A 22,811-nucleotide genomic window follows, 5' to 3' on the forward strand; every position below is an offset into this window, starting at 1 on the left:
ATGAGTGCCGCCAGCCGCGCCCCCCTGGGCTCGAACAGCTCGCCCCGCACGACCCGGACCACCCGGTCACCCCGGGTCCGTCGCCGCGCCGCCCTGACCGCCGGTGCCGCCGCGGCCGCCCTGCTCGTCTCCGCGTGCGGCTCGGGCGGCACCTCCGGCGGGGGCGGCAACACCAACTTCGTCACCGGCTCCGACGGCACCGCCACGGTCACCAAGGGCGAGCGCACCCCCGCCCCCGACCTGTCCGGCAAGACCATCGCCGGCAAGACGCTCGACGTCTCCGACTTCAAGGGCAAGGTCGTCGTCCTCAACGTGTGGGGCTCCTGGTGCAACCCCTGCCGCGCCGAGGCCAAGTACTTCGCGAAGGTGTCCAAGGCGTACGAGGACAAGGGCGTGCAGTTCGTCGGCATCAACACCCGCGACACCTCCACCGGCGCCGCCCTCGCCTTCGAGAAGGACTGGGACATCACCTACCCCAGCCTCTACGACCCGACCGGCAAGCTGCTGCTGCGCTTCGACAAGGGCACGCTCAACCCGCAGGCGATCCCCTCCACCCTCGTCCTCGACCGGGACGGGAAGATCGCGGCCCGCTCGCTGTCCGCGCTCAGCGAGGAACGGCTGCTGAAGATGCTCAAGCCCGTCGTCGCGGAGAAGTGACGTGAGCGCAGCGATGCTCGCCGCCGCCACCGACCCCAACCAGACCGTCCTCAACGGCGCTCTGCTGGCGGCCCTCCCGCTCGCCCTGCTCGGCGGACTGGTCTCCTTCTTCTCGCCGTGCGTCCTGCCCCTGGTCCCCGGCTACCTCTCCTACGTCACCGGCGTCAGCGGCACCGACCTGGCCGAGGCCCGGCGCGGCCGGATGGTCGCCGGAGCCTCGCTGTTCGTGCTGGGCTTCACCGCCGTGTTCGTCTCCACCGGGGCCTTCTTCGGATTCTTCGGGCAGACGCTCCAGGAGCACAAGGACGTCCTGTCCAAGGTGCTCGGCGTGCTCATGATCCTCCTGGGTGTCTTCTTCATGGGCCTCATGCCCTGGCTCACCCAGCGAGAGTTCCGCTTCCACCGCAAGCCGGTGGCCGGGCTGATCGGCGCTCCCCTGCTCGGAGCGCTGTTCGGGATCGGCTGGACCCCGTGCATCGGCCCCACCCTCGCCTCCGTGCTGGTCCTCTCCTCCGACCAGGGCAGCGCCGGACGCGGCGCCCTCCTGACCGTCGCGTACTGTCTGGGGCTGGGCGTGCCGTTCGTGCTCGCCGCGGTCGCCTTCCGCAAGGCCCTCGGAGCCTTCGGCTGGATCAAGCGCCACTACGTCTGGGTGATGCGGGTCGGCGGCACCATGATGATCGTGACCGGTCTGCTGCTGCTGACCGGCGCGTGGGACCGCATCGTGCAGGAGATGCAGGTCTGGTCCGACGGCTTCACTGTGGGGATCTGATCGATGAGCAAGACCACCGCCCCCGACCCGGCCCCGCCCGCCGGTGAGGACCAGGACCTGGGCGCCGCCGGCTCCCAGCTGTCCACCGCCCCCAGGGAAGACCTGCCCAACCTGCCCGCCCTCGGCGTCATCGGCTGGGCCCGCTGGTTCTGGCGCCAGCTGACCTCCATGCGGGTCGCCCTGCTGCTGCTCCTGCTGCTCTCCCTCGGCGCGATCCCCGGCTCGCTCATCCCGCAGTCCGGCCAGGACGAGACGAAGGTCGCCGACTTCCGCGAGAAGCACGAGACGCTCGGCGAGATCTACGACAAGCTCGGCCTGTTCCACGTCTACGGCTCGGTGTGGTTCTCCGCGATCTACATCCTGCTGTTCATCTCCCTCATCGGCTGCATCGTGCCCCGCACCTGGCAGTTCGTGGGCCAGCTGCGCGGCCGCCCGCCGGGCGCGCCCAAGCGGCTGAACCGGCTGCCCGCCCACACCACCTGGCGCACCACGGCCGAACCCGAGCAGGTCCACCAGGCCGCCCTGGCCCTGCTGAAGAAGCGCCGCTTCCGCGCCCACCTCGCCGGTGACGCCGTCGCCGCCGAGAAGGGCTACGTGCGCGAACTGGGCAACCTCGTCTTCCACATCGCCCTCATCGTGATGCTGGTCGCCTTCGCCTGGGGCCAGCTCTACAAGTCCGAGGGCAACAAGCTGGTCGTCGAGGGCGCCGGCTTCTCCAACACGCTCACGCAGTACGACGACTTCAAGTCCGGCAACCTCTTCTCGTCGGACGACCTGGTGCCGTTCAGCTTCAACCTGAAGAAGTTCACCGGCACCTACGAGCGCACCGGCCCCAACAAGGGCACCCCGCGTATCTACAAGGCCGACCTCACCTACAGCGCGGGCCCCTACGGCAAGGACCGGAACACCACCGTCGAGGTGAACCACCCCCTGGAGATCGGCGACTCCAAGGTCTACCTCGTCAGCCACGGCTACGCCCCCGTCATCACCGTCCGGGACGCCCAGGGCAAGGTCGTCTACGACGACGCCGTGCCGCTGCTGCCGCTGGACGCCGACGTCACCTCCTCCGGAGTCGTCAAGGTCCTCGACGGCTACCGCAACGCCCAGGGCAAGAAGGAACAGCTCGGCTTCAACGCGTTCCTCGTGCCGACCTACGGCGGCCACGCCAGCGGCACGATGCTGTCGCAGTTCCCCGCGCTGGACTCTCCGCTGCTCGCGCTGTCCGCCTACCACGGCGACCTCGGGGCCGACTCGGGCATCCCGCAGAGCGTGTACCAGATGGACAAGACCAACATGAAGGAGTTCAAGGACTCCAAGGGCAAGCTGTTCAAGAGGCTGCTGCGGCCCGGCGACTCCATGACGCTCCCGAACGGCGCCGGTTCGGTCACCTTCGGCAAGACCGTCAAGGAGTGGGCCGGCTTCCAGGTCGTCCAGGAGCCCGGCGGCGGCTGGGCCCTCACCGGGGCGATCGCCGCGATCGGCGGCCTCGCGGCCTCCCTGTTCATCCAGCGCCGCCGTGTCTGGGTGCGCGCGGTCCGAGGCGCCGACGGCGTCACCGTCGTCGAGATGGCCGGCCTCGGCCGCAGCGAGTCCGCCAAGGTCCCGGAGGAACTGGGCGAACTCGCCGGGATCCTCTACGACCGGGCCCCGGGCGCGCCCGACCCCGACGACCCCGCAGATTCCCCCGTACCTGCCGAAGGGGCTGAGAAATGACTCTCGCCGCCGCAACCGATCTGGCCGCCGCCGCCAACGAGAACCTCGCGAGCATCAGCAATGTGCTGATCTACTCGTCGATGGCCGTCTACACCCTGGCCTTCTTCGCGCACATCGCCGAATGGCTCTTCGGCAGCCGCAGCAAGGTGGCCCGCACCGCCGCCGCGCTCACCGGGCAGGGCGAGAAGAAGGCGGCCCCGGCCGTCACCGTGAACAAGGCCGGCGGCACCGCCGTCCTGGAGCGGCCGAAGGTCACCGTGCGGGCCGCGTCGGGCCAGCGGGACGTGCCGGACGGGCCGGGCGCCGCGGGCGGGGACGAGCAGGGCGACCTGTACGGCCGGATCGCCGTCTCCCTCACCGTGCTCGCGTTCCTGATCGAGTTCGGCGGTGTCCTCACCCGCGCCCTGTCGGTGGAGCGGGCGCCGTGGGGCAACATGTACGAGTTCAACATCACGTTCTCCACGGTCGCCGTCGGTGTGTACCTCGGGCTGCTCGCCCTGAAGAAGAACGTCGGATGGCTCGGCCTGCCCCTGATCACCACGGTCCTGCTCGACCTGGGTCTCGCCGTCACGGTGCTGTACACGGCCAGCGACCAGCTGGTCCCGGCCCTCCACTCGTACTGGCTGTACATCCACGTCTCGACCGCGATCTTCTGCGGCGCGGTCTTCTACGTCGGCGCGATGGCGACGATCCTGTACCTCTTCAAGGACTCCTACGAGAACAAGCTCGCGACCGGCGGCACGCCCGGCACCTTCGCGACCTCGGTCCTGGAGCGGCTGCCGTCCTCCGCCTCGCTCGACAAGTTCGCCTACCGCGTCAACGCCGCCGTCTTCCCGCTGTGGACGTTCACGATCATCGCGGGCGCGATCTGGGCCGGCGACGCCTGGGGCCGCTACTGGGGCTGGGACCCCAAGGAGACCTGGTCCTTCATCACCTGGGTCGCCTACGCCTGCTACCTGCACGCCCGCGCCACCGCCGGCTGGAAGGGCCGCAAGGCCGCCTACCTGGCCCTCCTCGCCTTCGGCTGCTGGCTGTTCAACTACTACGGCGTGAACATCTTCGTCTCCGGCAAGCACTCCTACGCGGGCGTGTAGGCCCGGGCGACGCACGAAGGCCGGTCTCCGCGACTCCACGTCACGGGAACCGGCCTTCGCCGTCTCCGGACACCTCTCCTAGGACCGGCCGACGGTGCTCGTGACGATGTCCCGCAACCGCTCCGCGTACAGCCGCAGGTTCTTGTGGGCGATGTCCGTGTCGGGGTAGCGGCTGGCGAACCACAGGCCCTCGTGGAGCCGGGTGATCCAGGCGCAGACCTGGTCGCCGTAGGACACCCGGAGCAGGCCGTACGCGTTCTGGTCCGTCCAGTCGGCGGAGCCGGGGATGGCGCGGGTGTCCACGAAGGAGACGATCGAGTACAGGTCGGGGGAGGTGGGGCGGAAGTCGGCGCCGAGCAGGTGCAGGACCCGGGCGAGGGGGATGCGGGCCAGCCGTCGGTTGGCCTGGAGAGCGGCGCGTACGGTGCGCAGGGCGCTCGGGAAGTCGGGTGCCTCGGACATGGGGATCTCGATCGGGGCGCCGCCCACGTACCAGCCGACCGACTGCGACCACTGGGACTTCACCCGGGTGTGGAACGGCACGACCGTGCGGTAGACCGGCTCGCCGCCGATCTCGTGCACGATCAGGGCGCTGGCCGCGAGAACCCCGACCAGGCTCCCGCCGTACGGGCGGCAGTACGCCTCGAACGCGGCGGCGGCGTCCGCGTCCACCAGCATCTCGCGCATGAACTTCTGCGTGGGCAGCCCGCCCTCGGGATCCAGGCCGAGGTCGATCGGGAAGCTCGGCAGCCGTCCGTCGCAGCGCTGGATGAACTCCCGCCAGCGGGCGACGGTGTCGTGGTCCGCGTCGATGCGGTCGGCGTCCGCGCGCTCGGCCTCGCAGAAGTCGACGTAGCTGCCCACCGGTTCCGGCTCCGGTGCCGCCGCCACCTCACCGCCCGCGCGGGCCGCCTCGTACAGCTCGTGGATCTCGGCGGGGATGCGGTGGATGGAGTAGGCGTCGACGTTGCTGTGGTCGAACGCCATGTAGACGCTGGTGGAGTCGTCCCGGACGACCGCCGTGTAGATGAGGTTGGGCCAGCGCAGGGCGTCCGCGGTGGTGTCGAAGCGGTCCTGGAGGTGCTGGGCGAGGGCCGCCGGGTCGGTGAAGTCGCCGGCCTCCTCGCGGTGCAGGGACACCGAGGAGGCGTCGAGCGTGAAGCGGCGGATGGAGTCGCCGGGACCGCCCGCCCAGCGGAAGCCGCTGCGCAGGGTCTCGTGCCGCAGGGTCCAGCCGCGCAGCGCCTCGCCCAGCGCGTCCAGGTCGGCCCGCCCCGGGATGTCGAACGCCGCGCCCAGCCAGGTCGGCACGAACAGCCCGTCCTCGCGCACGGACCGCGCCGTCCGGAGGTGCGACTCCTGGATGTACGCCGGCGGCCTGGAGTCCTCCGGCAGCGCCTTCGCCGTCGCGACGGTCGCAGGACTGAGTGTCCATTCGACGAGTCGCCCAGGTCGCACCTCGCAACGCTGGATGTCAGTCATTCGCACAGGGCGTCTCCGTTCGCAGGTGGGATAGACCCGACCAAAGGAATGCCGAACGGGCCCTCGGCGACACCGGCTTTCGCCACATTTCAATGGAACGGATGGCATCTCGAACGGCGATGCGAGCCCTGAACGGTGCGTTCAGTTGACGCCGATGTCCTCGTTCCACAGCGCCGGGTTGACGGCGATGAAGTCCCGCATCAGACCGGCGCACTCCGCGTCGTCCAACAGCACGATCTCCACACCGTGTTCGGAGAGCCAGTCGTGGCCGCCGTGGAAGGTGGCCGCCTCGCCGATCACCACCCGGGAGATGCCGAACTGCCGGACCAGGCCGGAGCAGTACCAGCAGGGGGACAGGGTCGTCACCATCGTCGTGCCCCGGTAGGAGCGCTGCCGCCCGGCCGCGCGGAAGGCGGCCGTCTCCGCGTGCAGGCTGGGGTCGCCGTCCTGCACGCGCCGGTTGCGGCCCCGGCCCAGCAGGGTGCCGTCGGCGCCGTAGAGGGCGGCGCCGATCGGGATACCGCCCTCGGCGAGCCCGGCGCGGGCCTCCTCGACGGCGGTGGCGAGCCATGCGCGCGCCTGTGCCTGGCCCAAGACGTCGTTCGTGACCTCGTTCATGACCTCATCCATGACCTGAACAGGACGCTCTGTAACCTGGCCCGATCATTGCCGCGCGGGCGGCAGTTGAGTCCCCGGGTGTGGAGGAACGGTCATGGGCGCTGCGCCGGTTCTGGAGGAACTGCGGGAGGTCTGCCAGCCGCACGCGAAGCTGGCGAGCCGCAACGGCGAGCACTGGGCGGGCCGGCTCTACATGCGGCGGATCTCCCTGCACACGACCCGGCAGCTGGTACGCACGCCCGTCACCCCGGACCAGCTCACCTGGACCATGGTGGTGTGCGGTGTCGCCTCCGGCGCCGCGCTGATGATCCCGGGCCTGACGGGTGCGGTCCTGGCCGTCGTCCTGATGCAGCTCTTCCTCCTCTTCGACTGCGTGGACGGCGAAGTGGCCCGCTGGAAGGGGCAGAACAGCGCGGCCGGCATCTACGTCGACCGGCTCGGCGCCTATCTCGCGGACGCGGCGCTCATGGCGGGAGCGGGCTACCGGGCGGCCGAGTCGGGCGTCGGCGGCTGGCTGTCGATCGGCATCACCACCGCCCTCGGCGTCGTCCTCCTCAAGGCCTCCACCGACCTCGTGGACGTCGCCCGGGCCCGGCGCGGGCTGATGGTCGTCGACGACGAGGCGACCCGCCCCCGCTCGCAGGGCGTGGCCACGGTCCGCCGGGTCGCCGCCGCCTTCAAGATCCACCGTGTGACCAACGGCATCGAGGCGTCCCTGGTCCTGCTCGTCGCGGCCGTCGCCGACCTGGTGACCGGCGGCATCGAGCCGACCCGCTGGGCGCTGGGCGCGCTGGCCGTCATCACCTGGCTGATGGTCCCGGCCCACCTGCTGTCGATCCTGTCGTCGTCCCGGCTCCGGTGAGCCGGTCGAGGTAGGAGTGGAGGGCCCCGGAGCCCTCGATCATGGCCCTGGTCCGAGCGGTCAGGGCCTCCCCACGCGCCGCGACGGCCGCGCGCAGCGCCTCACTGCTGCCCTCCCTTCGCAGCCCCTCCAGCACCGGCCGGATCTGGTCGAACAGATAGTGACTGCGGCGCAGGGTGTGCACGAGCCGGGCGTCACGCACATCGGCCGGTGCGTAGACCCGGTACCCCGTGCCGCGCTCGCGCCGGGGTGCGAGCAGCCCGGCCGCCTCCCACACCCGTAGCGCGGACGTCCGTACGCCCAGCAGCGCGGCCACCTCCCCGATGCGGAGCCCGCCGGACCGGGGGAGGGGCGCGGGAGGCCCGGCCGCCAGCAGCTCCAGGGCCTCGCTCGCCGCCCGCAGGGAGACGCGCTCCTCGTGCAGGGCGGCATGCGCCGCGTCGACCAGCGCGAGCCCGCCCGCGACATCACCCTCGTGCAGGGTCCGCATGATCCGCGTCGCCGCGACCGGCCCGTACCCGCGCATCAGGGTCCGGTACGCCAGCAGCGCACCGCGGTGCACCTCGGTGAAGGCGCGGTAGCCGGACGCGGTCCGGTCGGCCGGCGGGAGCACCCCGGCGTCCTCGTAGTTGCGGATCTGCTGCGTCGAGACACCGGCCGACCGGGCGAGGTCGACGGGCCGCAGGCGGCGTGCGTTCGTCATCGATTTGAAGGTTACGGCAGCAGCCATCACGCCGTATCGCGCAAAAGTCTCAACACCGCATTTCAATGGAAGACTTGAAGGAATGGACTCCTTCATCCGCGTGACCGGCGCCCGGCTCCACAACCTCAGGAACGTCTCCCTCTCCCTCCCGAAGAACAAGCTGGTCGTCCTGACCGGCCTGTCCGGCTCCGGCAAGTCCACCCTCGCCTTCGACACCCTCCACCGGGAGGGCCAGCGGCAGTACATGGAGTCGCTGGGCATGGTCACCGGCCTCGTCAGCAAGCCCGCCGTCGACTCGATCACCGGCCTGTCCCCGTCCATCAGCGTCGACCAGCACCTCACCAACCGCAGCCCGCGCTCCACGGTCGGCACGGTCACCGAGGTGTACACGTATCTGCGGCTGCTGTGGTCGCGCGTCGGCGTACGGCCGTGCCCCGGCTGCGGGAAGGACATCCCGCCGTCGTACGCCGAGAGCGCCGAGAGCGACGATGACGCCGAGGCCGGGCAGGCACCCTGCCCGCACTGCGGCACACTCGTGCCCGAGCTGGTGATGGGCTCCTTCTCCTTCAACAAACCCGCGGGCGCGTGCCCGGCCTGCACCGGCCTCGGCGAGGTGATCCGGCCCGATGTACGGCGCCTGGTCGACGGCGGGAAGTCGGTCGCCCAGGGCGCGGTGAACGGCTGGAACGCGAAGTACACCGACTGGAGCCTCCCCGTGCTGCGGGCCGCCGCCGCCCACTACGGCTTCACCTTCGACGCGCACGCACCCGTCGACGAACTGGGCGACATCCCGAGGGCCCTTCTGCTCCACGGCGTCGAAAGCCCCGAGTTCCGACGGCACTTCCCGGACACCGATCCACCGGCGACCGTGTCGGGAGGCCGCTTCGAAGGGGTCGCCACCGCGCTGCTGCGCCGCTACAACGAGCGTGCCGACGACCCCGAGTACCGCGAACGAGCCGAAAAACAGGGCCTGTCGAAACAGCCCTGCGGGGAATGCGCCGGAACCCGGCTGCGACCGGAGAGCCGGGCGGTGACCGTCCACGGACACACCATCGTCGAGGCCGCCCGGCTTCCCCTGACCGACCTCGACACCTGGCTGGCCGGGCTGCGGGAGCGGTCGGACGGGGACGAGTGGCTCCTCGTCCAACCGGTCGTCGCCGACCTGGAGGAGCGGGTGCGTCGCCTGGTGGACGTCGGAGTCGGCTACCTCACCCTCGGCCAGGCCACGCCCAGCCTCTCCGCCGGAGAGACCCAGCGGCTACGGCTGGCCGCCCTGCTCGGCTCCGGCCTGACCGGTGTCCTCTACGTCCTCGACGAGCCGACGATCGGACTGCACCCGTCCGACACCGAACGACTGGTCCGTGTCCTGCGCCGGCTGCGCGACCTGGGCAACACGGTGCTGGTCATCGAACACGACCTGGACGTGCTGCGGGCGGCGGACCACGTCGTGGACGTCGGCCCGGGGGCGGGACGCGACGGCGGCCGGATCGTCGCCGAGGGCACGCCGGAGGAGGTCGCAGGGGCGGAGGGATCACCGACCGGGGCGTATCTGTCGGGCCGGGTGGCAGCGCCGGTGTCCCGCGAGCGGGGTGGTGGCGATGGTGAGGCGGCCCTGGTCATCCGGGGTGCCCGCGCCCACAACCTCAAGGACCTGACCGTACGGATCCCACTCGGCCGGCTGGTCACGGTCACCGGCCCGTCCGGGTCGGGCAAGTCCACGCTGCTGCTCGACATCCTGGACCGGGCCGCCCGCCGCCGCTTCCACGGGGCGGGGGAGCAGCCTGGCGAGCACGACGGCATCGACGGCTGGGAACACCTGGGCAAGATCGTCACGGTCGACCAGGAGCCGGTCAGCCGCCTGCCGAGGTCCAACGCGGCGACGTACTCCGAGGTCTTCACCCCCATAAGGGAGGTGTTCGCCGCCCGGTCGATGGGGGCGCTCACACCAGGACACTTCTCCTTCAACACCGCCGGTGGCCGATGCGAGCGCTGTGAGGGGGCCGGGGTGCTGTCGGTGCACATGCACTTCCTGCCCGCCGTGGAGGTACGGTGCCGCGCGTGCCGGGGGCGGCGGTTCCGGCCCGAGGTGCTCGGGGTCCGGTACGAGGGGCACGACATCGCCGAGGTGCTGGAGGCGACGGTGGACGAGGCGCTCGGGGTGTTCCAGGACGTTCCCGCCGTGGCCGGCCGGTTGCGCCGCATGGCGGATGTCGGGCTGGGCTACCTCCCGCTGGGCCAGCCCGCGCCCACCCTGTCCGGGGGTGAGGCCCAACGCCTGAAACTGGCGAAGGAGTTGGGGCGCAGGTCCGCCGGCCGTACGCTCTACGTCCTCGACGAGCCGACAACGGGTTTGCACGCGGCGGACACCGCTCGTCTCCTCGGTGTGCTGCAGCGACTGGTGGACGCGGGCCACTCGGTCATCACCATCGAGCACAACGTCGATGTGATGCGGGCGTCCGACTGGCTGATCGACCTGGGGCCGGAGGGCGGGGCCGGAGGAGGCCGGGTGGTAGCGGAGGGGACTCCCCGGGAGGTGGCAGTGGCAGGGGCGTCGAGGACGGGCGGGTTTCTGCCCGGGTGACTTGGGGGGAACTCTCGGGCCGCCCGCTTCTTTGCAGTGTCGTGCCTCCACGGCCTGCGTCAAGGGCGCTTCGCGTCGCCTTCGGCGATGACCCTTCGGGTCACCCTTGACCCAGGCCGTTCCAGCACGGGAGAGAAGCGAGCGAGCGGCCCGGAAACGCGGGTGGCCGAGCGGCGTCTGCGATCTTCGCCCCGTTGCATCGCCACCCGGCGTTGACGGGCGCACCCGCGCCTCGCCTGCACGCCGGGTTTGCTTAGCGGCGACCGCCCGGTGGGGTGGGTGGGGGGAGTGGGGAGGGGCCGTCGGTGGGCGGACCGGGACCGGTTACGGAGGGCGCGTTATTGCTGCTTTGGGAGCGGATGGGCCAAGAGGGAGGGGGAAGTTGCTGGCCGAGGAGGGGGCGGCTGGCCCGACCGCTCCACTCACCACCTTCAGCCCCCACCCATCCACCCACCGATGGCTTCCCCCCTCCCTCCCCACCACCGTTCGCCGCTAAGCGGCCCGGCGTGCAGGCGAGGCGCGAGCGCGCTGCCCTCTCGCCAGTGGTCAGGTAGCTGGCCGAAGGGGCGGCGGGCCTGGCCACCCGCGTTTCGGGCCGCTCGCTCGCTTCTCTCCCGTGCTGGAGCGAGGTGAGTCAAGGGTGGCCCGGAGGGCCATCGCCGAAGGCGACGCGGAGCGCCCTTTACTCGGCTCGTGGAGGCACGACACTGACAAGAAGCGGGCGGCCCCGACAGTTGCTCTCGGTCGGCCTTGTCAGCCGTGCCGTTCCAGTACCGCGTAATCCGCGAAGCTGCGGCGGTAGCGCAGGTGCCTGGTCTCCTGGGTGTGCCTGCGCTGCCACTCCTCGACCTCGCCGGGGGCCGAGCAGGGCCCTGAACTCGCCCCGCAGTCCGTCTCCTCCCCGGAGACGCAGTGCGCCTGGTACTCGGGCAGGGCGGAGTCGTCCTGGACGATCGTGTACGGGACGTACCGGAAGAGCCTGCGCCCTGTCGATTCCCCGCCGTGCTCCCTGCCCTGGTGCTGGCGCAGCAGTACGTTCGCGTCCGTCACTGCACTTCCGTCGAACGCCGCCCGGGCCTTGTCCCGCTGGGCGGCGAGTTCCTCGCAGGTCGTGCAGCCGGGCACCGGGACGGGGGGTCGGGTCGGGTCGAAGGTGATGCCCTCCCTGGAACGGTCGTTGGCAGCCCGGACGCCCGCGCTGATCCGTTCCTCCGGGGTGGCCGGCCTGATCCGATCCAGGTCGGCCTGCCATTCCCGGCCGCCGCCGACCGGGCGCAGCATCACGTACGGCCCGGTCTTGTCCTGGTACTCGCCGACCTTGTGCGTGTGGGGGTCGTAGACGAGCGATCCCGGTTCCATTTCGTGCTCCTCCGTAACTCTGGGTGTATCGAGCGTTGCGCAGGGGAATGGGCCGGATCAATGTTTCGGGCGTGCGGGTGGTGCACTGTCACGGAGGGGGAGCCGTGAGTCGACGGAATGGCAGCGCGGGGTCGGGGGTGAGCACGGCGGCGGTGTTCGGGGAGGTGCTCAAGCATTTCCGCGAGGCGGCGTTGCTCACGCAGGAGGGGTTGGCGGGGCGAATCCCCTGCGACCGTTCGCATGTGGCTCGGGTGGAGGCGGGGACGAGGGTTCCGACGGACGGTTTCGCCAAGAGCTGTGATGAACTTCTGGCTACGGGTGGGGTGTTGATGCGGTTGTGGGGCCGGATCGACTGGTACCCGCAGGTGGAGCATCCCGATTGGTTCCGGCGGCGGGCCGAGATGGATGAGGTGGCTGTGGCGTTGCGGGAGTACCAGGAGCGGGTGATCCCAGGTCTGTTGCAGACAGCGGACTACGCACGGTCGCTGTTCTCCCGCCTTGTGAGCGGCACAGAGCTGGAAGAACGAGTTCGAGCCCGACTGAGTCGGCAGCAACGCTTCCTCGCGAAGGGCGGCCCGCTCTACCTCGTGGTCCTCGACGAAAGCTGCCTGGGCAACGTGGTCGGCAGTCCCGCCCTCATGAGGGAGCAGTGCGCGCACCTGCTCAGCGTCGGGCGACTGCCCAACGTCCGCATCCAAGTCGCCCCTGCCGGTCGCCTTGGTCTGGCCCGGCCAAGCGGTTCCATGTCGCTGATCAAGTTGCCCGACGGGCACGAGTGGGTCTACTCGGAGTCGCTGGATCGCGGACATTTCAGCGACGATCCGGCCCTCTTCGCACTCCATAGCCAGACCTATGATGTGCTCAGGGCGGACGCCCCCTCAGCTCCTGAGTCCGCCGCTCTGATTAGCGACGCGATGGAGAGGTACGAGCATGAACAGGGCCGAACTCAGCGCGGCGACGTGGATCAAGAGCACCTACAGCGACGCCAACGGCGGCAACTGCATAGAAATAGCCCCCGGTTTCCCCGAAACCGTCCCCGTCCGCGACAGCAAGAACCCTGACGGACCGGTCCTGGTCGTCACCCGGTCCGCCTGGTCCGCGTTCCTCTCGGCCGTCCGCTGACCTACTGCCCGCTCAGCATCTGCAGGACCCGGTTCGCGGCCTCCGCCACCGGCTGCCCCACGGCCCCGACGGCCGCGGCGATCGCGGCGACAGCCATCAGCGCACGGTGTCGCTCCTGCGGCGGCGCAGCGTCCGCGGCCAGCACCGGCAGGGACTCGTCGATGAGCTGTGCGCTGGGCTGCGGGAGCTGTTCACGCAGCTCCCGTACCCCCTGGAGGAGTTCGGCGAGGGCCAGCCGCAGGGCGGGGTCCACGTCGCCGGTGGCCCCGTTCTTCACGATGCCCGTGTTGCCGCTGCCGCCGTGCATGCTGACGTTGTCGCCGTAGTAGTAGTTGTTGCCGCTCATGCCGCGATCCCCACGTTCCCGTTGCCGCCGTACATGTTGACGTTGTCGCCGAAGTAGTAGTTCGTGGGCGAGCTGATCGTGAGCCGCTCGACCGTCACCTGGAACTCGGTGTCGGGGTTCTCCAGCGCGCCGGCGACGTAGCCCACGAGCCGGTCGAGGTGCTGCGGGTCCCGGCTGGTCACCATCGCGGTGGACGGGCCGGCCGTCTCGACGGCGAGGACGTAGTGCGACTGCGCCGTGAGGACGGAGAGCATGTCCACGACGAAGTAGAGCAGCGCTCCGCCCGAACCGAGCCAGACGAACGTGAGAAGTCCGCTGCCGGTGGACTCGCTGGCGAGGAACGTCACGCTGCCGATGATCGTGAGGCCGAGCGCCACGGCCAGGGTGATCGCGGTGCGGGCCAGGAAGCGGACGACCGCCTCCTTGCGCTTCGGATGGAGGGTGAACGTGTACACCCGGGCGATGTTCTGGAGGGGGTAGGCCGCTCCGCCGACCCATAACAGGCGCTTGCTGACGCGTAGTTCGACGTCAGTCATGGTCCGGGGCGGAGTGGCGGGCGGGGGCGGGACGTCCCACTGCCCCGGTGGCTGCTGTGTCTCCATGGAGTCCTTCTGAAGGCCGGTGAGCACGCGGTGACTGCCGTCACCGTGTGAACACCATTGACGACCATGCGTTTCCGGAGATCAAGCCGTTTCACACAAGCCCCGCAGCCTCGACGGGAACGTCGGCGGCCGCTTCAGGGCTCGTCGCGCTTGGGGTCGTCCGGGTCGACGCCCCTGTCCTGGTTCTTGTCCTCGTCGAGGGACTTCAGGAAGTCGGGGTTGTCGTCCGGCGCGACCCACTGCCGGGAGCGGCCGCCCCGGGCGCCGGACCAGCCCTCCGCGGCCGGGCGGCGCTTCTTGCCGGCGATCAGCCAGGAGATCGAACCGACGAGCGGGAAGACCAGCACGAGGAGGGCCCAAAGCGGCTTGGGCATGTGACGGATGTCGTCGTCCTTCGTGCTGATGCAGTCGATGAACGCGTACACGCTCAGCGCCAGCGGCACGAGGAACATAAGTACCCGGAGCATGCGGCCTCTCAGCGAAAGCGGGTGGGCGGTTCAGGGCCAGGGTAGCCGCTCGGGGATACTGGACCGCATGGCTTACGACGATCTTCGCTCCCTGCTCAGGGCGCTGGAGCGCGAGGGCGACCTCAAGCGCATCAAGGCCGAGGTGGACCCGTATCTGGAGATCGGGGAGATCGTCGACCGGGTGCAGAAGGCCGGCGGCCCCGCGCTGCTCTTCGAGAACGTGCGCGGGTCGGGCATGCCGCTCGCGATGAACGTGTTCGGCACGGACCGGCGGCTGCTGAAGGCGCTGGAGCTGAAGTCGTACGGCGAGATCTCCGAGCGGATCGGCGGGCTGCTGAAGCCCGAGCTGCCGCACGGGTTCGTCGGCGTGCGCGAGGCCTTCGGGAAGCTCGGCTCGATGACCCACGTCCCGCCGAAGAAGGTCAAGGACGGACCGGTGCAGGAAGTCGTCCTGACCGGGGACGATGTCGACCTCGACCAGCTCCCGGCGCTGTTCACCTGGCCGAAGGACGGCGGCTCCTTCTTCAACCTGGGGCTCACCCACACCAAGGACCCGGAGAGCGGTGTCCGCAATCTCGGGCTGTATCGCCTGCAGCGCCACGACAAGCGCACCATCGGCATGCACTGGCAGATCCACAAGGACAGCCGCAACCACTACCAGGTGGCGGCGAGGAGGGGTGAGCGGCTGCCCGTCGCGATCGCCTTCGGGTGTCCGCCCGCCGTGACGTACGCGTCCACGGCCCCGCTGCCCGGGGACATCGACGAGTACCTGTTCGCCGGGTTCCTCGCGGGCAAGCGGATCGAGATGGTCGACTGCAAGACCGTGCCGCTGCAGGTGCCGGCGCAGGCGGAGGTCGTCATCGAGGGCTGGCTCGAGCCGGGCGAGATGCTGCCCGAGGGCCCCTTCGGAGACCACACCGGCTTCTACACGCCGCAGGAGCCCTTCCCCGCGCTGAAGATCGACTGCGTGACGATGCGGAAGCGGCCGCTGCTCCAGTCGATCGTGGTGGGTCGCCCTCCGACGGAGGACGGGCCGCTGGGCCGTGCGACGGAACGCTTCTTCCTGCCGCTGCTGAAGATCATCATCCCGGACATCGTGGACTACCACCTGCCGGAGGCGGGCGGCTTCCACAACTGCGCGATCGTCTCGATCGACAAGAAGTACCCGAAGCACGCGCAGAAGGTCATGCACGCGATCTGGGGCGCGCACATGATGTCGCTGACCAAGCTGATCGTGGTCGTCGACTCCGACTGCGACGTCCACGATCTGCACGAGGTCGCCTGGCGGGCCCTCGGCAACACGGACTACGCCCGGGATCTGAGCATCGTCGAAGGGCCCGTCGACCACCTCGACCACGCCTCCTACCAGCAGTTCTGGGGCGGCAAGGCAGGTATCGACGCGACGAAGAAGTGGCCCGAGGAGGGCTACACCCGCGACGGCGGCTGGCCCGACATGGTGGAGTCCGACCCGGAGACGGCGGCGAAGGTCGACCGTCGCTGGAAGGAGTACGGCCTGTGAGCTCCGCATCCGCCGCGATCCCGCAGCCGGGCCGTACGAAGGCGTTCCTGCGCCTGGTGATGATCGAGCACTCGGTCTTCGCGCTGCCCTTCGCCTACATCGCCGCGCTCTCCGCGATGTTCCAGGTGGACCGGAACATCCACTGGGGCCGGCTGCTGCTGGTCACCGTCTGCATGGTGGGGCTGCGTACCTTCGCCATGGCGGTCAACCGGATCATCGACCGGGAGATCGACGCCCGTAACCCGCGGACGGCGAAGCGGGAACTGGTGACCGGCGCGATGTCGGTACGCCACGCCTGGACCGGGGCGCTCATCGCCCTGGTCGTCTTCCTCGGCGCGGCGGCCCTGCTCAACCCTCTGTGCCTGGCCCTGGCCCCCATCGCGGTGATCCCGATGGTGGTCTACCCCTATGGCAAGCGGTTCACGAACTTCCCCCAGGCCATCCTCGGCCTCGCCCAGGCCATGGGCCCGGTCGGCGGCTGGCTCGCCATCACCGGCACCTGGTCCTGGGACGCGGTCATCCTCGGCCTCGCCGTCGGCATCTGGATCGGCGGCTTCGACCTGATCTACGCCTGCCAGGACGTCGAGACCGACCGCGAGATCGGCGTCATGTCCGTCCCGGCCCGCTTCGGCATCCCGGCGGCGGTCTGGGGCGCACGGGTCTGCCACGCCCTGACGACGGCCCTCTTCGTCTGGTACGCCCTCGCCACCGACGCCGGCGCCTTCTTCTGGCTGGGCCTGCTGATCGTCGCCGGCGCGTTCCTGTACGAACACTCGATCGTCCGCCCGCACGACCTCTCCCGCGTGAACAGGGCGTTCTTCAGCGTCAACGGCTTCATCGGCATTGCCCTGTTCGTGTGCGCGCTGCTGGATCTGCTGGTGCGCGGCCTCACCGTATGAGCTCGGGCGGTGCGGCAGGGCGGCGGCGGAACGCGAACGCCGCCGCCACGCCCGCCAGCAGCCCGAGCAGGTGACCCTGCCAGCTCACGCCCGACTGGGTCGGGGCGAGGCCGGTCAGGATGGAGCCGCCCCAGATCGCGGCGATCAGGATGCCGGTCAGGATGCCCAGGGGGCGGCGCTCCAGGAAGCCCGTGACCAGGAGGAAGCCGAAGAGGCCGAAGATCAGGCCGGAGGCTCCCGCGGTGTTGGTGTCCGGCGGGGATATGAGCCAGACGCCCAGGCCGTCGACCAGGATGATCAGGGCGCAGACCAGCAGGAAACGGCGTAGCCCGCTGAGCGCGGCGAGGAAGCCCAGGACCAGCAGCGGGATCGTGTTGGCCGCCAGATGGGCGAAGCCGAAGTGGATGAACGCCGAGGGGACGACGTCGATCAACTCGGACGGCTCGCGCGGGGTGACGCCGAAGCCGTCCAGCGCGTGGCCCGTCGCCACATCCACCACTTCCAGCACCCACAGCAGCGCCACCCAGACCAGCATCAGCTTGCCCGCGGCCATCACCCGATCGCCGCGAGACCGCCCGGCGTCCACACCCGACATGGCGACCCCCAGTGCTCGCTCATCTCCTTCATGCAACGGCCCACACCCCTGCACCGGTTCCCACCCTGTGACGCCCGATAGGCTCGGTGTTGTGAACCCAGTCAAGCCAGGCGAGACGCCGCGTACGCCTTGGATCGTAGGGGTGTCCGGGGCCTCCGGCACTCCGTATGCCGCTGCCGTGCTGCGGGCTCTCCTCGCGGCCGGTGAGAGTGTCGATCTCGTGGTGTCGCGGGCCTCGCGGCTCACCCTGCTGGATGAGACCGGGATCTCCTTCAGGGACGCCCACTGGCAGGACGACCTGCGGGAATGGCTGTCCCGGGGTGCCGACGGCAAGCCCGACACCTTCGCCGTCGACCTCGACGCCGTACGGCACTGGAGCGCCGGCGACCTGGCCGCCGGGCCCTCCTCGGGGTCGTACCCCACCAAGGGCATGCTCATCGTGCCCGCCTCGACGGCGAGCGTGGCCGGGGTCGCGCTCGGGCTGTCGAAGGACCTGCTGCAGCGGGCGGCGAGCGTGACCCTGAAGGAGGGCCGCCCCCTGGTCGTGGCCGTACGCGAGACCCCGCTGAACGGCCAGACCCTGCGGCACCTGGTCACCCTCGACGACGCGGGCGCGAGCGTCGTACCGGCCTCACCCGCCTTCTACGCGGGCGCGACGCACATCCAGGACCTGGTGGACTTCGTCGCCGGACGCGTCCTCGACGCGGCGGGCGTGCCGCACCGGCTCTACCGCCGTTGGCAAGGTGAGCTCGGCGGCGGATCACACCGCGCCGACTCCCAGTGAGCACGACCCCGAAACCGCACGACCCCGAAACCTCATCGGACCACAGACAACTTCAGCGGAAGGCTTCGATCGCAATGGACGCGGTGGACAGGCAGCTCATCCAGTCCCTGAGGGAGAACGGCCGGGCCTCCTACGCGGAGCTGGGACGCCTCGTCGGACTGTCGGGACCCAGTGTCACCGACCGCATCAACCGGCTGGAGGCGGCCGGTGTCATCACCGGCTACCGGGCCACCGTCGACGCCGCCTCGCTCGGCCTCGGCGTCACCGCCCTCATCGGCATCTCGCTCTCCGACGCCACCGACCACGAGGACGTGGCGCAGCGGCTGAAGGACCTCTCCGAGATCGAGGACTGCTGGTTCATCGCGGGCGACGACTCGTACATGCTCAAGGTGCGGGCGGCCGACGTCGACGGTCTGGAGAAGATGATCCGCCGGCTCAGCGGCATCGAGGGCGTCTCCCGGACGCGTACGACCATCGTGCTCTCCACCAAGTGGGAGAACAGGGTCGGGGAGCTGCCCGAAGAGGAGTAGGGGAGTAGTCGTACGGTTGGGTCGTCTTCGTAGAAAGGTGTGGGCATGGATCTCGGGCTCAAGCGCGAGCTGGAGGAGAAGGTCAGGGCGGGCGTCCGGCTGACCCGTGAGGACGGCATCGCGCTGTACGAGTCGGACGACCTGGCCTGGCTCGGCGGCCTCGCGCACGAGGTGCGCACCCGCAAGAACGGCGACGTCGTGCACTTCAACGTCAACCGTCACCTCAACATGACCAACGTGTGCACGGCCTCCTGCGCGTACTGCTCCTTCCAGCGCAAGCCGGGGGAGAAGGACGCGTACACGATGCGCATCGAGGAGGCCGTCAAGCTCGCCAAGGCGATGGAGTCGGAGAACCTCACCGAGCTGCACATCGTCAACGGCCTGCACCCGAACCTGCCGTGGCGCTACTACCCGCGCTCGCTGCGGGAGCTGAAGGCGGCCCTGCCGCACGTCTCGCTGAAGGCCTTCACGGCCACCGAGATCCACCACTTCGAGACCATCTCGGGGATGAGCGCCTCCGAGATCCTGGACGAGCTGATCGACGCCGGTCTGGAGTCGCTGACCGGCGGCGGCGCCGAGATCTTCGACTGGGAGGTCCGGCAGCACATCGTCGACCACCGCACCCACTGGGAGGACTGGTCGCGCATCCACCGGCTCGCCCACGAGAAGGGTCTGAAGACCCCGGCCACCATGCTCTACGGCCACATCGAGGAACCCCGGCATCGTGTGGATCATGTGCTGCGGCTGCGTGAGCTGCAGGACGAGACCGGCGGCTTCCAGGTCTTCATCCCGCTGCGCTACCAGCACGACTTCGTCGACCTGAAGGACGGGAAGGTCCGCAACCGTCTTCAGGCGCGGACGCAGATGGCGACGGGGGCCGAGGCGCTGAAGACCTTCGCCGTGTCGCGGCTGCTGTTCGACAACGTGCCGCACGTCAAGGTCTTCTGGGTGATGCACGGGGTGCAGACCGCGCAGTTGGCGTTGCAGCACGGTGCCGACGACATGGACGGGTCCGTCGTCGAGTACAAGATCACGCATGACGCGGACAACTTCGGCACGCCGAACAAGCTGACGCGTGAGGACCTGCTCGACCTGATCCGGGACGCCGGTTTCCGTCCCGTGGAGCGCAACACGCGGTACGAGATCATCCGTGAGTACGAGGGGGCCGACCCGGAGCGCCGGGAGTCGCCTCAGCCGATGCGGGTCTGACTCGTTTCGGGGCGTGCGGGCGCGTTGGCGTAATAGCTACAATCCCCGCATGCCCCTTACCTTCACGCTCGACCCCGCCGTCACGCCCGAGCTGCGTGACGGCATTCTCGATCTGTGGGCCGACGTCTCCAACGCCGGGGGAGCCGTCGGGTTCGTGCCGCCCGTGACGCGGGAGGACATCCGGCCCTCGCTGCTGAAGCACTTCGCGTCGATGGCGGAGGGCAAGGTCAGGCTGCTCGTCGGGCACGACGAGGAGGGGCGGGTCGCGGCGACCGCGTTCCTGACCCTCAACACGCACCACCTGATGACGCACTGGTTGTGGCTGTACACGGTGATGGTGCATCCGCGCCACCAGGGGAAGGGGTACGGCCGTGACCTGCTGGGCGCGGCGGCGGACGGGGCCCGGGGTATCGAGGGCATCGAGGCGATACGGCTGACCTGCCGGGGCGGGCTCGGTCTTGAGCGGTTCTACGAGTCCTGCGGCTACAAGGAGGTCGGCCGGATCCCGGGCGCCATCCGGGTGGCGCCGGGCGACGACCGGGACGACGTGATCATGCTCCTGCCGCTGAACTGACCGTTCCTAGTCAGTGAGCAGGAGTGAGTGTTGTACCCATTCCTGGTCGCTGCGGACATCCCGAACGGTTGTGGATGTCCTGGTCGCCCGCGTACTCGCCGCGTCCGGCGGCACGGATCGTGTCCGTGGTCCGGGAATGCGGGGGCGGGGTCCCTCACGCCCGAGGGTGTCCGGTCGGGCCTGGACGGTCCGATGCCCGTGCACATCGCTCTGGTGTGCACGGGGCGGTGTCGTCCGTCGCCGGATCGGATGCCCTTGGGCGCGCCTTCCGATCGCGATGCTCGCGGCATCGTGTCGGCTGGTCTTACGGGAGGGGGTGGACAGTGGTTTCTGCCAGTGCTGGGCGCCCCACTTCGAGGTGTAGGCCGGGTCGACGGCGATGATGCTGATGCCGGTCTGGTCGGCCATCGAGGTCAGCCGGACACGCAGTTTGCCGGTGGGCATGCCCGAGACGAGCTGCCGGAAACGGCGTCGGCGGCCGTGCTTCTCTCTGGTCTTCTCAGCCTGGAAGTCGAGATCCTCGACCGCGATGGCTGTGACACCGCAGGACTTCGCCCAGTTCAGCAGCCCCGACAGGGCGTGCCGCACCTGGGCGTCACGATGGTTGGTGCTACCGGACAGGTCGTAGCCGAAGCGGCGGGGCCGGCCGACCGGGTTGCCGTGGGTATCGAGGCGCCATGCGGCCAGGTGGTCGGCGTTGGTGTCGACACCGATCACGCCGTGGGCGAGGGCGGCTTCGATCGGCACGGTCTGGGAGGGTGGGATCTGCCAGGAGGCCGTCACGTACCAGCGCCCGCGCTGCACGTCGTGGTGGATGCGGTAGGCCACCGCCCGGTTGGCCTCGACACGGTCGGCCCACTCCTGTCCCCGGTGAGGGAAGCGCACCTGCGCGGCGAGTACGTACCGGCCGTGCCGGGCGTTGGCCAGAGAGGCGAGCGGCGCCGGGAGCCTGATCGACACCTCGCCGTCGGGCGTGATGCGGATCGTCTCGTTCCCGAACCTCTTGCCGGACTCCCTGTCAGCGGCGAGAAACCAGCGCCCGGCCTCCCAGCGGTGGCGCCACTGGGCCTCGGTGAGGCGCGCCGCGTCGAGGTGGTGGCGGGTGGCGAGCAGGCGCTTGCCGCCCCGCGCCACGTGTACGACGCCGTTGTCACGGTCGGCGCGGACCGTGTTCAGCCGGTCTTCGAGGACATGCAGGCGCCGCGTCTTGCTGAACCATTCGCGGGCGCAGCGGTAGCCGCCCGGAGCGTGTTTGGTGCCCTTCTCTCCGACCGGGAGCGACAGGCGGTGCCTGATCGTGGCGATACCGGTCTCGAGTAACTGCACATGCGCTGCCTGCCCGCGCCGGGTCAGCGCCCACTGGTCATGGGTGGCCTTCGTGATCGACCCGGCCCACCGTGAGGACGACAGGGCTGTCAGCTCCCGCTTGCGCGCCGCCCAGGTGTCGGCGGAGTGTCCAAGCCCGTCGGCGCAGCGGGCCTTGAGGTCCTTTGACGCGAGCGATCCCAGGTGAGCGCCCACCAGCCTGAGCACCTTCTCGTCCTCGGCCGTGAGGTGCTTGAGGCGGTCACGCACCGCCACACCGGACGGGCCGAGCGCGACGAACGGGGCGGCCACGTCCCGCAGTCCACCCACCGCCACCATCTTCCCCTCCCAGGCCCGAAGACATCCCGCCGTCACACCCAACGACCACCACCGGGAAGGGTCACTTATTCGAAGCAAGAACTCCCGTTCCCGACGCGAGACCCCTCGTAAGCAGCCGAACCCTCACTCGTGCGCACCAAGGACTCACTCAAGCGCTGTCACCCGACAGCAGCTCACACCCCCCCTGAAAGATCGGCCGCCCGGCGTGCTTCACTGAACCTGGCCCTTTTTGGAATCGGAAGAGTGGATTGAGATGCTCCGCTACACACTGATGCGCCTCGGAATCTTCGTGGGCTGCCTCGTGGTCGTCTGGGGCCTCGTCTACTCCGGCCTCGCCCCGCGCGGCCTCGGCGACAGCAACGGCCTGTGGATCGTGACGCTCGCCCTGCTGCTCTCCGCGCCGATCAGCTTCGTCGTGCTGCGCAAGGAGCGGGACCGCGCCTCCGTGCAGATCGTGCACCGGGTCGACCGTATGAAGGCCAACATGGAGGCCAGTCGCAGCCAGGAGGACTCGGCCGACGACACGAGCCGGGCGCAGGGCCAGGCCTCGTAAGCTTCCTCACACTCGCGCGCAGCGCCCCGTTTCCGTACATGCTCGGAAACGGGGCGCTTTGCCTTGTATGGGTGCCTGCGCGTTTCTGCCTGTCAAAGCGAGGCTTTGGGGTCCTCAAAGTTCAGG

Annotated in this window: 24 protein-coding genes; 15 read left to right on the forward strand and 9 right to left on the reverse strand. The window is 69.8% G+C overall.

Features of this window, described 5'->3' with window-relative positions:
* Genes ACFT4A_RS08805 through ccsB form a run of 4 tightly spaced genes read left to right on the forward strand, consistent with a single transcriptional unit; the run spans position 1 to position 4,236 of the window.
* Complete coding sequence (locus tag ACFT4A_RS08805; RefSeq protein WP_382827254.1) at positions 1-657, forward strand: TlpA family protein disulfide reductase; 657 nt, start codon at positions 1-3, stop codon at positions 655-657.
* A 13-nt stretch (positions 658-670) separates the two neighbouring features.
* A complete protein-coding gene (locus ACFT4A_RS08810; protein WP_382827702.1) occupies positions 671-1,429 on the forward strand; it encodes a cytochrome c biogenesis CcdA family protein in 759 nt (252 codons plus the stop codon).
* Between the two features lie 3 nt (positions 1,430-1,432).
* Positions 1,433-3,142 (forward strand): cytochrome c biogenesis protein ResB, encoded by a 1,710-nt coding sequence (locus ACFT4A_RS08815; protein WP_382827256.1) that lies wholly within the window; start codon positions 1,433-1,435, stop codon positions 3,140-3,142.
* Complete coding sequence (gene ccsB / locus ACFT4A_RS08820; RefSeq protein ID WP_382827258.1) at positions 3,139-4,236, forward strand: c-type cytochrome biogenesis protein CcsB; 1,098 nt, start codon at positions 3,139-3,141, stop codon at positions 4,234-4,236. The genes ACFT4A_RS08815 and ccsB overlap by 4 nt, the downstream gene beginning before the upstream one ends.
* Positions 4,237-4,314: 78 nt before the next feature.
* Here ccsB and ACFT4A_RS08825 read toward each other — a convergent pair whose 3' ends face one another.
* Both ACFT4A_RS08825 and ACFT4A_RS08830 read right to left on the reverse strand, forming a co-directional pair.
* Positions 4,315-5,724, reverse strand: a complete 1,410-nt coding sequence (locus ACFT4A_RS08825) for a condensation domain-containing protein (RefSeq protein WP_382827260.1) — start codon at positions 5,722-5,724, stop codon at positions 4,315-4,317.
* A 135-nt stretch (positions 5,725-5,859) separates the two neighbouring features.
* Positions 5,860-6,336 (reverse strand): nucleoside deaminase, encoded by a 477-nt coding sequence (locus ACFT4A_RS08830; protein ID WP_382827262.1) that lies wholly within the window; start codon positions 6,334-6,336, stop codon positions 5,860-5,862.
* 94 nt (positions 6,337-6,430) lie between these two features.
* Here ACFT4A_RS08830 and ACFT4A_RS08835 point away from each other — a divergent pair, with 94 nt between their 5' ends.
* On the forward strand, positions 6,431-7,198 hold the full coding sequence (locus tag ACFT4A_RS08835) for a CDP-alcohol phosphatidyltransferase family protein (protein WP_382827263.1): 768 nt from the start codon (positions 6,431-6,433) through the stop codon (positions 7,196-7,198).
* On the opposite strand, the gene ACFT4A_RS08840 is transcribed toward ACFT4A_RS08835, so the two are convergent.
* Entirely contained in the window at positions 7,137-7,901 is a 765-nt protein-coding gene (locus tag ACFT4A_RS08840) for a MerR family transcriptional regulator (RefSeq protein WP_382827265.1), read from the reverse strand. The two genes, ACFT4A_RS08835 and ACFT4A_RS08840, sit on opposite strands and share 62 nt — an antisense overlap.
* Positions 7,902-7,983: 82 nt before the next feature.
* On the opposite strand from ACFT4A_RS08840, the gene uvrA reads away from it, so the two are divergent.
* Entirely contained in the window at positions 7,984-10,482 is a 2,499-nt protein-coding gene (uvrA, locus tag ACFT4A_RS08845) for an excinuclease ABC subunit UvrA (RefSeq protein ID WP_382827267.1), read from the forward strand.
* 753 nt (positions 10,483-11,235) lie between these two features.
* Here the strand turns inward: uvrA and ACFT4A_RS08850 are convergent.
* Positions 11,236-11,841, reverse strand: coding sequence for a hypothetical protein (locus ACFT4A_RS08850; RefSeq protein WP_382827269.1), 606 nt, complete (start codon positions 11,839-11,841; stop codon positions 11,236-11,238).
* A 104-nt stretch (positions 11,842-11,945) separates the two neighbouring features.
* On the opposite strand from ACFT4A_RS08850, the gene ACFT4A_RS08855 reads away from it, so the two are divergent.
* Together ACFT4A_RS08855 and ACFT4A_RS08860 are read left to right on the forward strand one after the other, a co-directional pair.
* Positions 11,946-12,902, forward strand: coding sequence for a Scr1 family TA system antitoxin-like transcriptional regulator (locus ACFT4A_RS08855; RefSeq protein ID WP_382827271.1), 957 nt, complete (start codon positions 11,946-11,948; stop codon positions 12,900-12,902).
* Positions 12,850-12,963: a DUF397 domain-containing protein gene (locus ACFT4A_RS08860; protein WP_365088774.1), complete on the forward strand. Its 114-nt coding sequence runs from the start codon at positions 12,850-12,852 to the stop codon at positions 12,961-12,963. Before ACFT4A_RS08855 ends, ACFT4A_RS08860 begins: the two co-directional genes overlap by 53 nt.
* A gap of 1 nt (position 12,964) precedes the next feature.
* Here the strand turns inward: ACFT4A_RS08860 and ACFT4A_RS08865 are convergent, their stop codons facing one another.
* The 3 genes from ACFT4A_RS08865 to ACFT4A_RS08875 all read right to left on the reverse strand — a co-directional run bounded on the left by ACFT4A_RS08865 (position 12,965) and on the right by ACFT4A_RS08875 (position 14,378).
* Complete coding sequence (locus tag ACFT4A_RS08865; protein WP_382827273.1) at positions 12,965-13,309, reverse strand: hypothetical protein; 345 nt, start codon at positions 13,307-13,309, stop codon at positions 12,965-12,967.
* Positions 13,306-13,911, reverse strand: a complete 606-nt coding sequence (locus ACFT4A_RS08870; RefSeq protein WP_382827275.1) for a DUF6232 family protein — start codon at positions 13,909-13,911, stop codon at positions 13,306-13,308. The genes ACFT4A_RS08865 and ACFT4A_RS08870 overlap by 4 nt, the downstream gene beginning before the upstream one ends.
* 134 nt (positions 13,912-14,045) lie before the next feature.
* Entirely contained in the window at positions 14,046-14,378 is a 333-nt protein-coding gene (locus ACFT4A_RS08875; RefSeq protein WP_382827277.1) for a PLD nuclease N-terminal domain-containing protein, read from the reverse strand.
* Between the two features lie 67 nt (positions 14,379-14,445).
* Here ACFT4A_RS08875 and ACFT4A_RS08880 point away from each other — a divergent pair, with 67 nt between their 5' ends.
* The gene (locus ACFT4A_RS08880; protein WP_382827279.1) at positions 14,446-15,897 is read left to right on the forward strand and encodes a menaquinone biosynthesis decarboxylase; all 1,452 of its coding nucleotides are present in this window, start codon (positions 14,446-14,448) and stop codon (positions 15,895-15,897) included.
* A complete protein-coding gene (gene mqnP, locus ACFT4A_RS08885) occupies positions 15,894-16,796 on the forward strand; it encodes a menaquinone biosynthesis prenyltransferase MqnP (protein WP_382827280.1) in 903 nt (300 codons plus the stop codon). Before ACFT4A_RS08880 ends, mqnP begins: the two co-directional genes overlap by 4 nt.
* Here mqnP and ACFT4A_RS08890 read toward each other — a convergent pair.
* The gene (locus tag ACFT4A_RS08890) at positions 16,786-17,391 is read right to left on the reverse strand and encodes a rhomboid family intramembrane serine protease (RefSeq protein ID WP_382827282.1); all 606 of its coding nucleotides are present in this window, start codon (positions 17,389-17,391) and stop codon (positions 16,786-16,788) included. The two genes, mqnP and ACFT4A_RS08890, sit on opposite strands and share 11 nt — an antisense overlap.
* A gap of 91 nt (positions 17,392-17,482) precedes the next feature.
* Here ACFT4A_RS08890 and ACFT4A_RS08895 point away from each other — a divergent pair, with 91 nt between their 5' ends.
* From ACFT4A_RS08895 to ACFT4A_RS08910, 4 genes are all read left to right on the forward strand, one after another.
* Entirely contained in the window at positions 17,483-18,175 is a 693-nt protein-coding gene (locus tag ACFT4A_RS08895; protein WP_382827284.1) for a UbiX family flavin prenyltransferase, read from the forward strand.
* Between the two features lie 74 nt (positions 18,176-18,249).
* The gene (locus ACFT4A_RS08900) at positions 18,250-18,705 is read left to right on the forward strand and encodes an Lrp/AsnC family transcriptional regulator (RefSeq protein ID WP_382827285.1); all 456 of its coding nucleotides are present in this window, start codon (positions 18,250-18,252) and stop codon (positions 18,703-18,705) included.
* Between the two features lie 45 nt (positions 18,706-18,750).
* Positions 18,751-19,914 carry an aminofutalosine synthase MqnE gene (gene mqnE, locus ACFT4A_RS08905; RefSeq protein ID WP_382827287.1) on the forward strand — a complete coding sequence of 388 codons (1,164 nt, stop codon included), beginning with the start codon at positions 18,751-18,753 and terminating at the stop codon, positions 19,912-19,914.
* A 49-nt stretch (positions 19,915-19,963) separates the two neighbouring features.
* Positions 19,964-20,488 (forward strand): GNAT family N-acetyltransferase, encoded by a 525-nt coding sequence (locus tag ACFT4A_RS08910; RefSeq protein ID WP_382827290.1) that lies wholly within the window; start codon positions 19,964-19,966, stop codon positions 20,486-20,488.
* 6 nt (positions 20,489-20,494) lie between these two features.
* Here ACFT4A_RS08910 and ACFT4A_RS08915 read toward each other — a convergent pair whose 3' ends face one another.
* Positions 20,495-22,123, reverse strand: a complete 1,629-nt coding sequence (locus tag ACFT4A_RS08915; protein WP_382827706.1) for an IS200/IS605 family accessory protein TnpB-related protein — start codon at positions 22,121-22,123, stop codon at positions 20,495-20,497.
* Between the two features lie 262 nt (positions 22,124-22,385).
* Between ACFT4A_RS08915 and ACFT4A_RS08920 the strand changes: the two genes are divergently transcribed.
* Entirely contained in the window at positions 22,386-22,685 is a 300-nt protein-coding gene (locus tag ACFT4A_RS08920) for a DUF4229 domain-containing protein (RefSeq protein ID WP_382827292.1), read from the forward strand.
* Positions 22,686-22,811: the final 126 nt, after the last annotated feature.

This window comes from Streptomyces sp. NPDC057099 (assembly GCF_042671245.1).
Classification (GTDB): domain Bacteria; phylum Actinomycetota; class Actinomycetes; order Streptomycetales; family Streptomycetaceae; genus Streptomyces; species Streptomyces purpurascens.

What these genes read in the sequence shown, in the direction of transcription:
- ACFT4A_RS08805 (WP_382827254.1), top strand. Translation starts at nt 1, where the DNA reads ATGAGTGCCGCCAGCCGCGCCCCCCTGGGCTCGAACAGCTCGCCCCGC.
- ACFT4A_RS08810 (WP_382827702.1), top strand. Translation starts at nt 671, where the DNA reads ATGCTCGCCGCCGCCACCGACCCCAACCAGACCGTCCTCAACGGCGCT.
- ACFT4A_RS08815 (WP_382827256.1), top strand. Translation starts at nt 1,433, where the DNA reads ATGAGCAAGACCACCGCCCCCGACCCGGCCCCGCCCGCCGGTGAGGAC.
- ccsB (WP_382827258.1), top strand. Translation starts at nt 3,139, where the DNA reads ATGACTCTCGCCGCCGCAACCGATCTGGCCGCCGCCGCCAACGAGAAC.
- ACFT4A_RS08830 (WP_382827262.1), bottom strand. Translation starts at nt 6,336, where the DNA reads ATGAACGAGGTCACGAACGACGTCTTGGGCCAGGCACAGGCGCGCGCA.
- ACFT4A_RS08835 (WP_382827263.1), top strand. Translation starts at nt 6,431, where the DNA reads ATGGGCGCTGCGCCGGTTCTGGAGGAACTGCGGGAGGTCTGCCAGCCG.
- ACFT4A_RS08840 (WP_382827265.1), bottom strand. Translation starts at nt 7,901, where the DNA reads ATGACGAACGCACGCCGCCTGCGGCCCGTCGACCTCGCCCGGTCGGCC.
- uvrA (WP_382827267.1), top strand. Translation starts at nt 7,984, where the DNA reads ATGGACTCCTTCATCCGCGTGACCGGCGCCCGGCTCCACAACCTCAGG.
- ACFT4A_RS08850 (WP_382827269.1), bottom strand. Translation starts at nt 11,841, where the DNA reads ATGGAACCGGGATCGCTCGTCTACGACCCCCACACGCACAAGGTCGGC.
- ACFT4A_RS08865 (WP_382827273.1), bottom strand. Translation starts at nt 13,309, where the DNA reads ATGAGCGGCAACAACTACTACTACGGCGACAACGTCAGCATGCACGGC.
- ACFT4A_RS08870 (WP_382827275.1), bottom strand. Translation starts at nt 13,911, where the DNA reads ATGGAGACACAGCAGCCACCGGGGCAGTGGGACGTCCCGCCCCCGCCC.
- ACFT4A_RS08875 (WP_382827277.1), bottom strand. Translation starts at nt 14,378, where the DNA reads ATGCTCCGGGTACTTATGTTCCTCGTGCCGCTGGCGCTGAGCGTGTAC.
- ACFT4A_RS08880 (WP_382827279.1), top strand. Translation starts at nt 14,446, where the DNA reads ATGGCTTACGACGATCTTCGCTCCCTGCTCAGGGCGCTGGAGCGCGAG.
- ACFT4A_RS08890 (WP_382827282.1), bottom strand. Translation starts at nt 17,391, where the DNA reads ATGTCGGGTGTGGACGCCGGGCGGTCTCGCGGCGATCGGGTGATGGCC.
- ACFT4A_RS08900 (WP_382827285.1), top strand. Translation starts at nt 18,250, where the DNA reads ATGGACGCGGTGGACAGGCAGCTCATCCAGTCCCTGAGGGAGAACGGC.
- mqnE (WP_382827287.1), top strand. Translation starts at nt 18,751, where the DNA reads ATGGATCTCGGGCTCAAGCGCGAGCTGGAGGAGAAGGTCAGGGCGGGC.
- ACFT4A_RS08910 (WP_382827290.1), top strand. Translation starts at nt 19,964, where the DNA reads ATGCCCCTTACCTTCACGCTCGACCCCGCCGTCACGCCCGAGCTGCGT.
- ACFT4A_RS08920 (WP_382827292.1), top strand. Translation starts at nt 22,386, where the DNA reads ATGCTCCGCTACACACTGATGCGCCTCGGAATCTTCGTGGGCTGCCTC.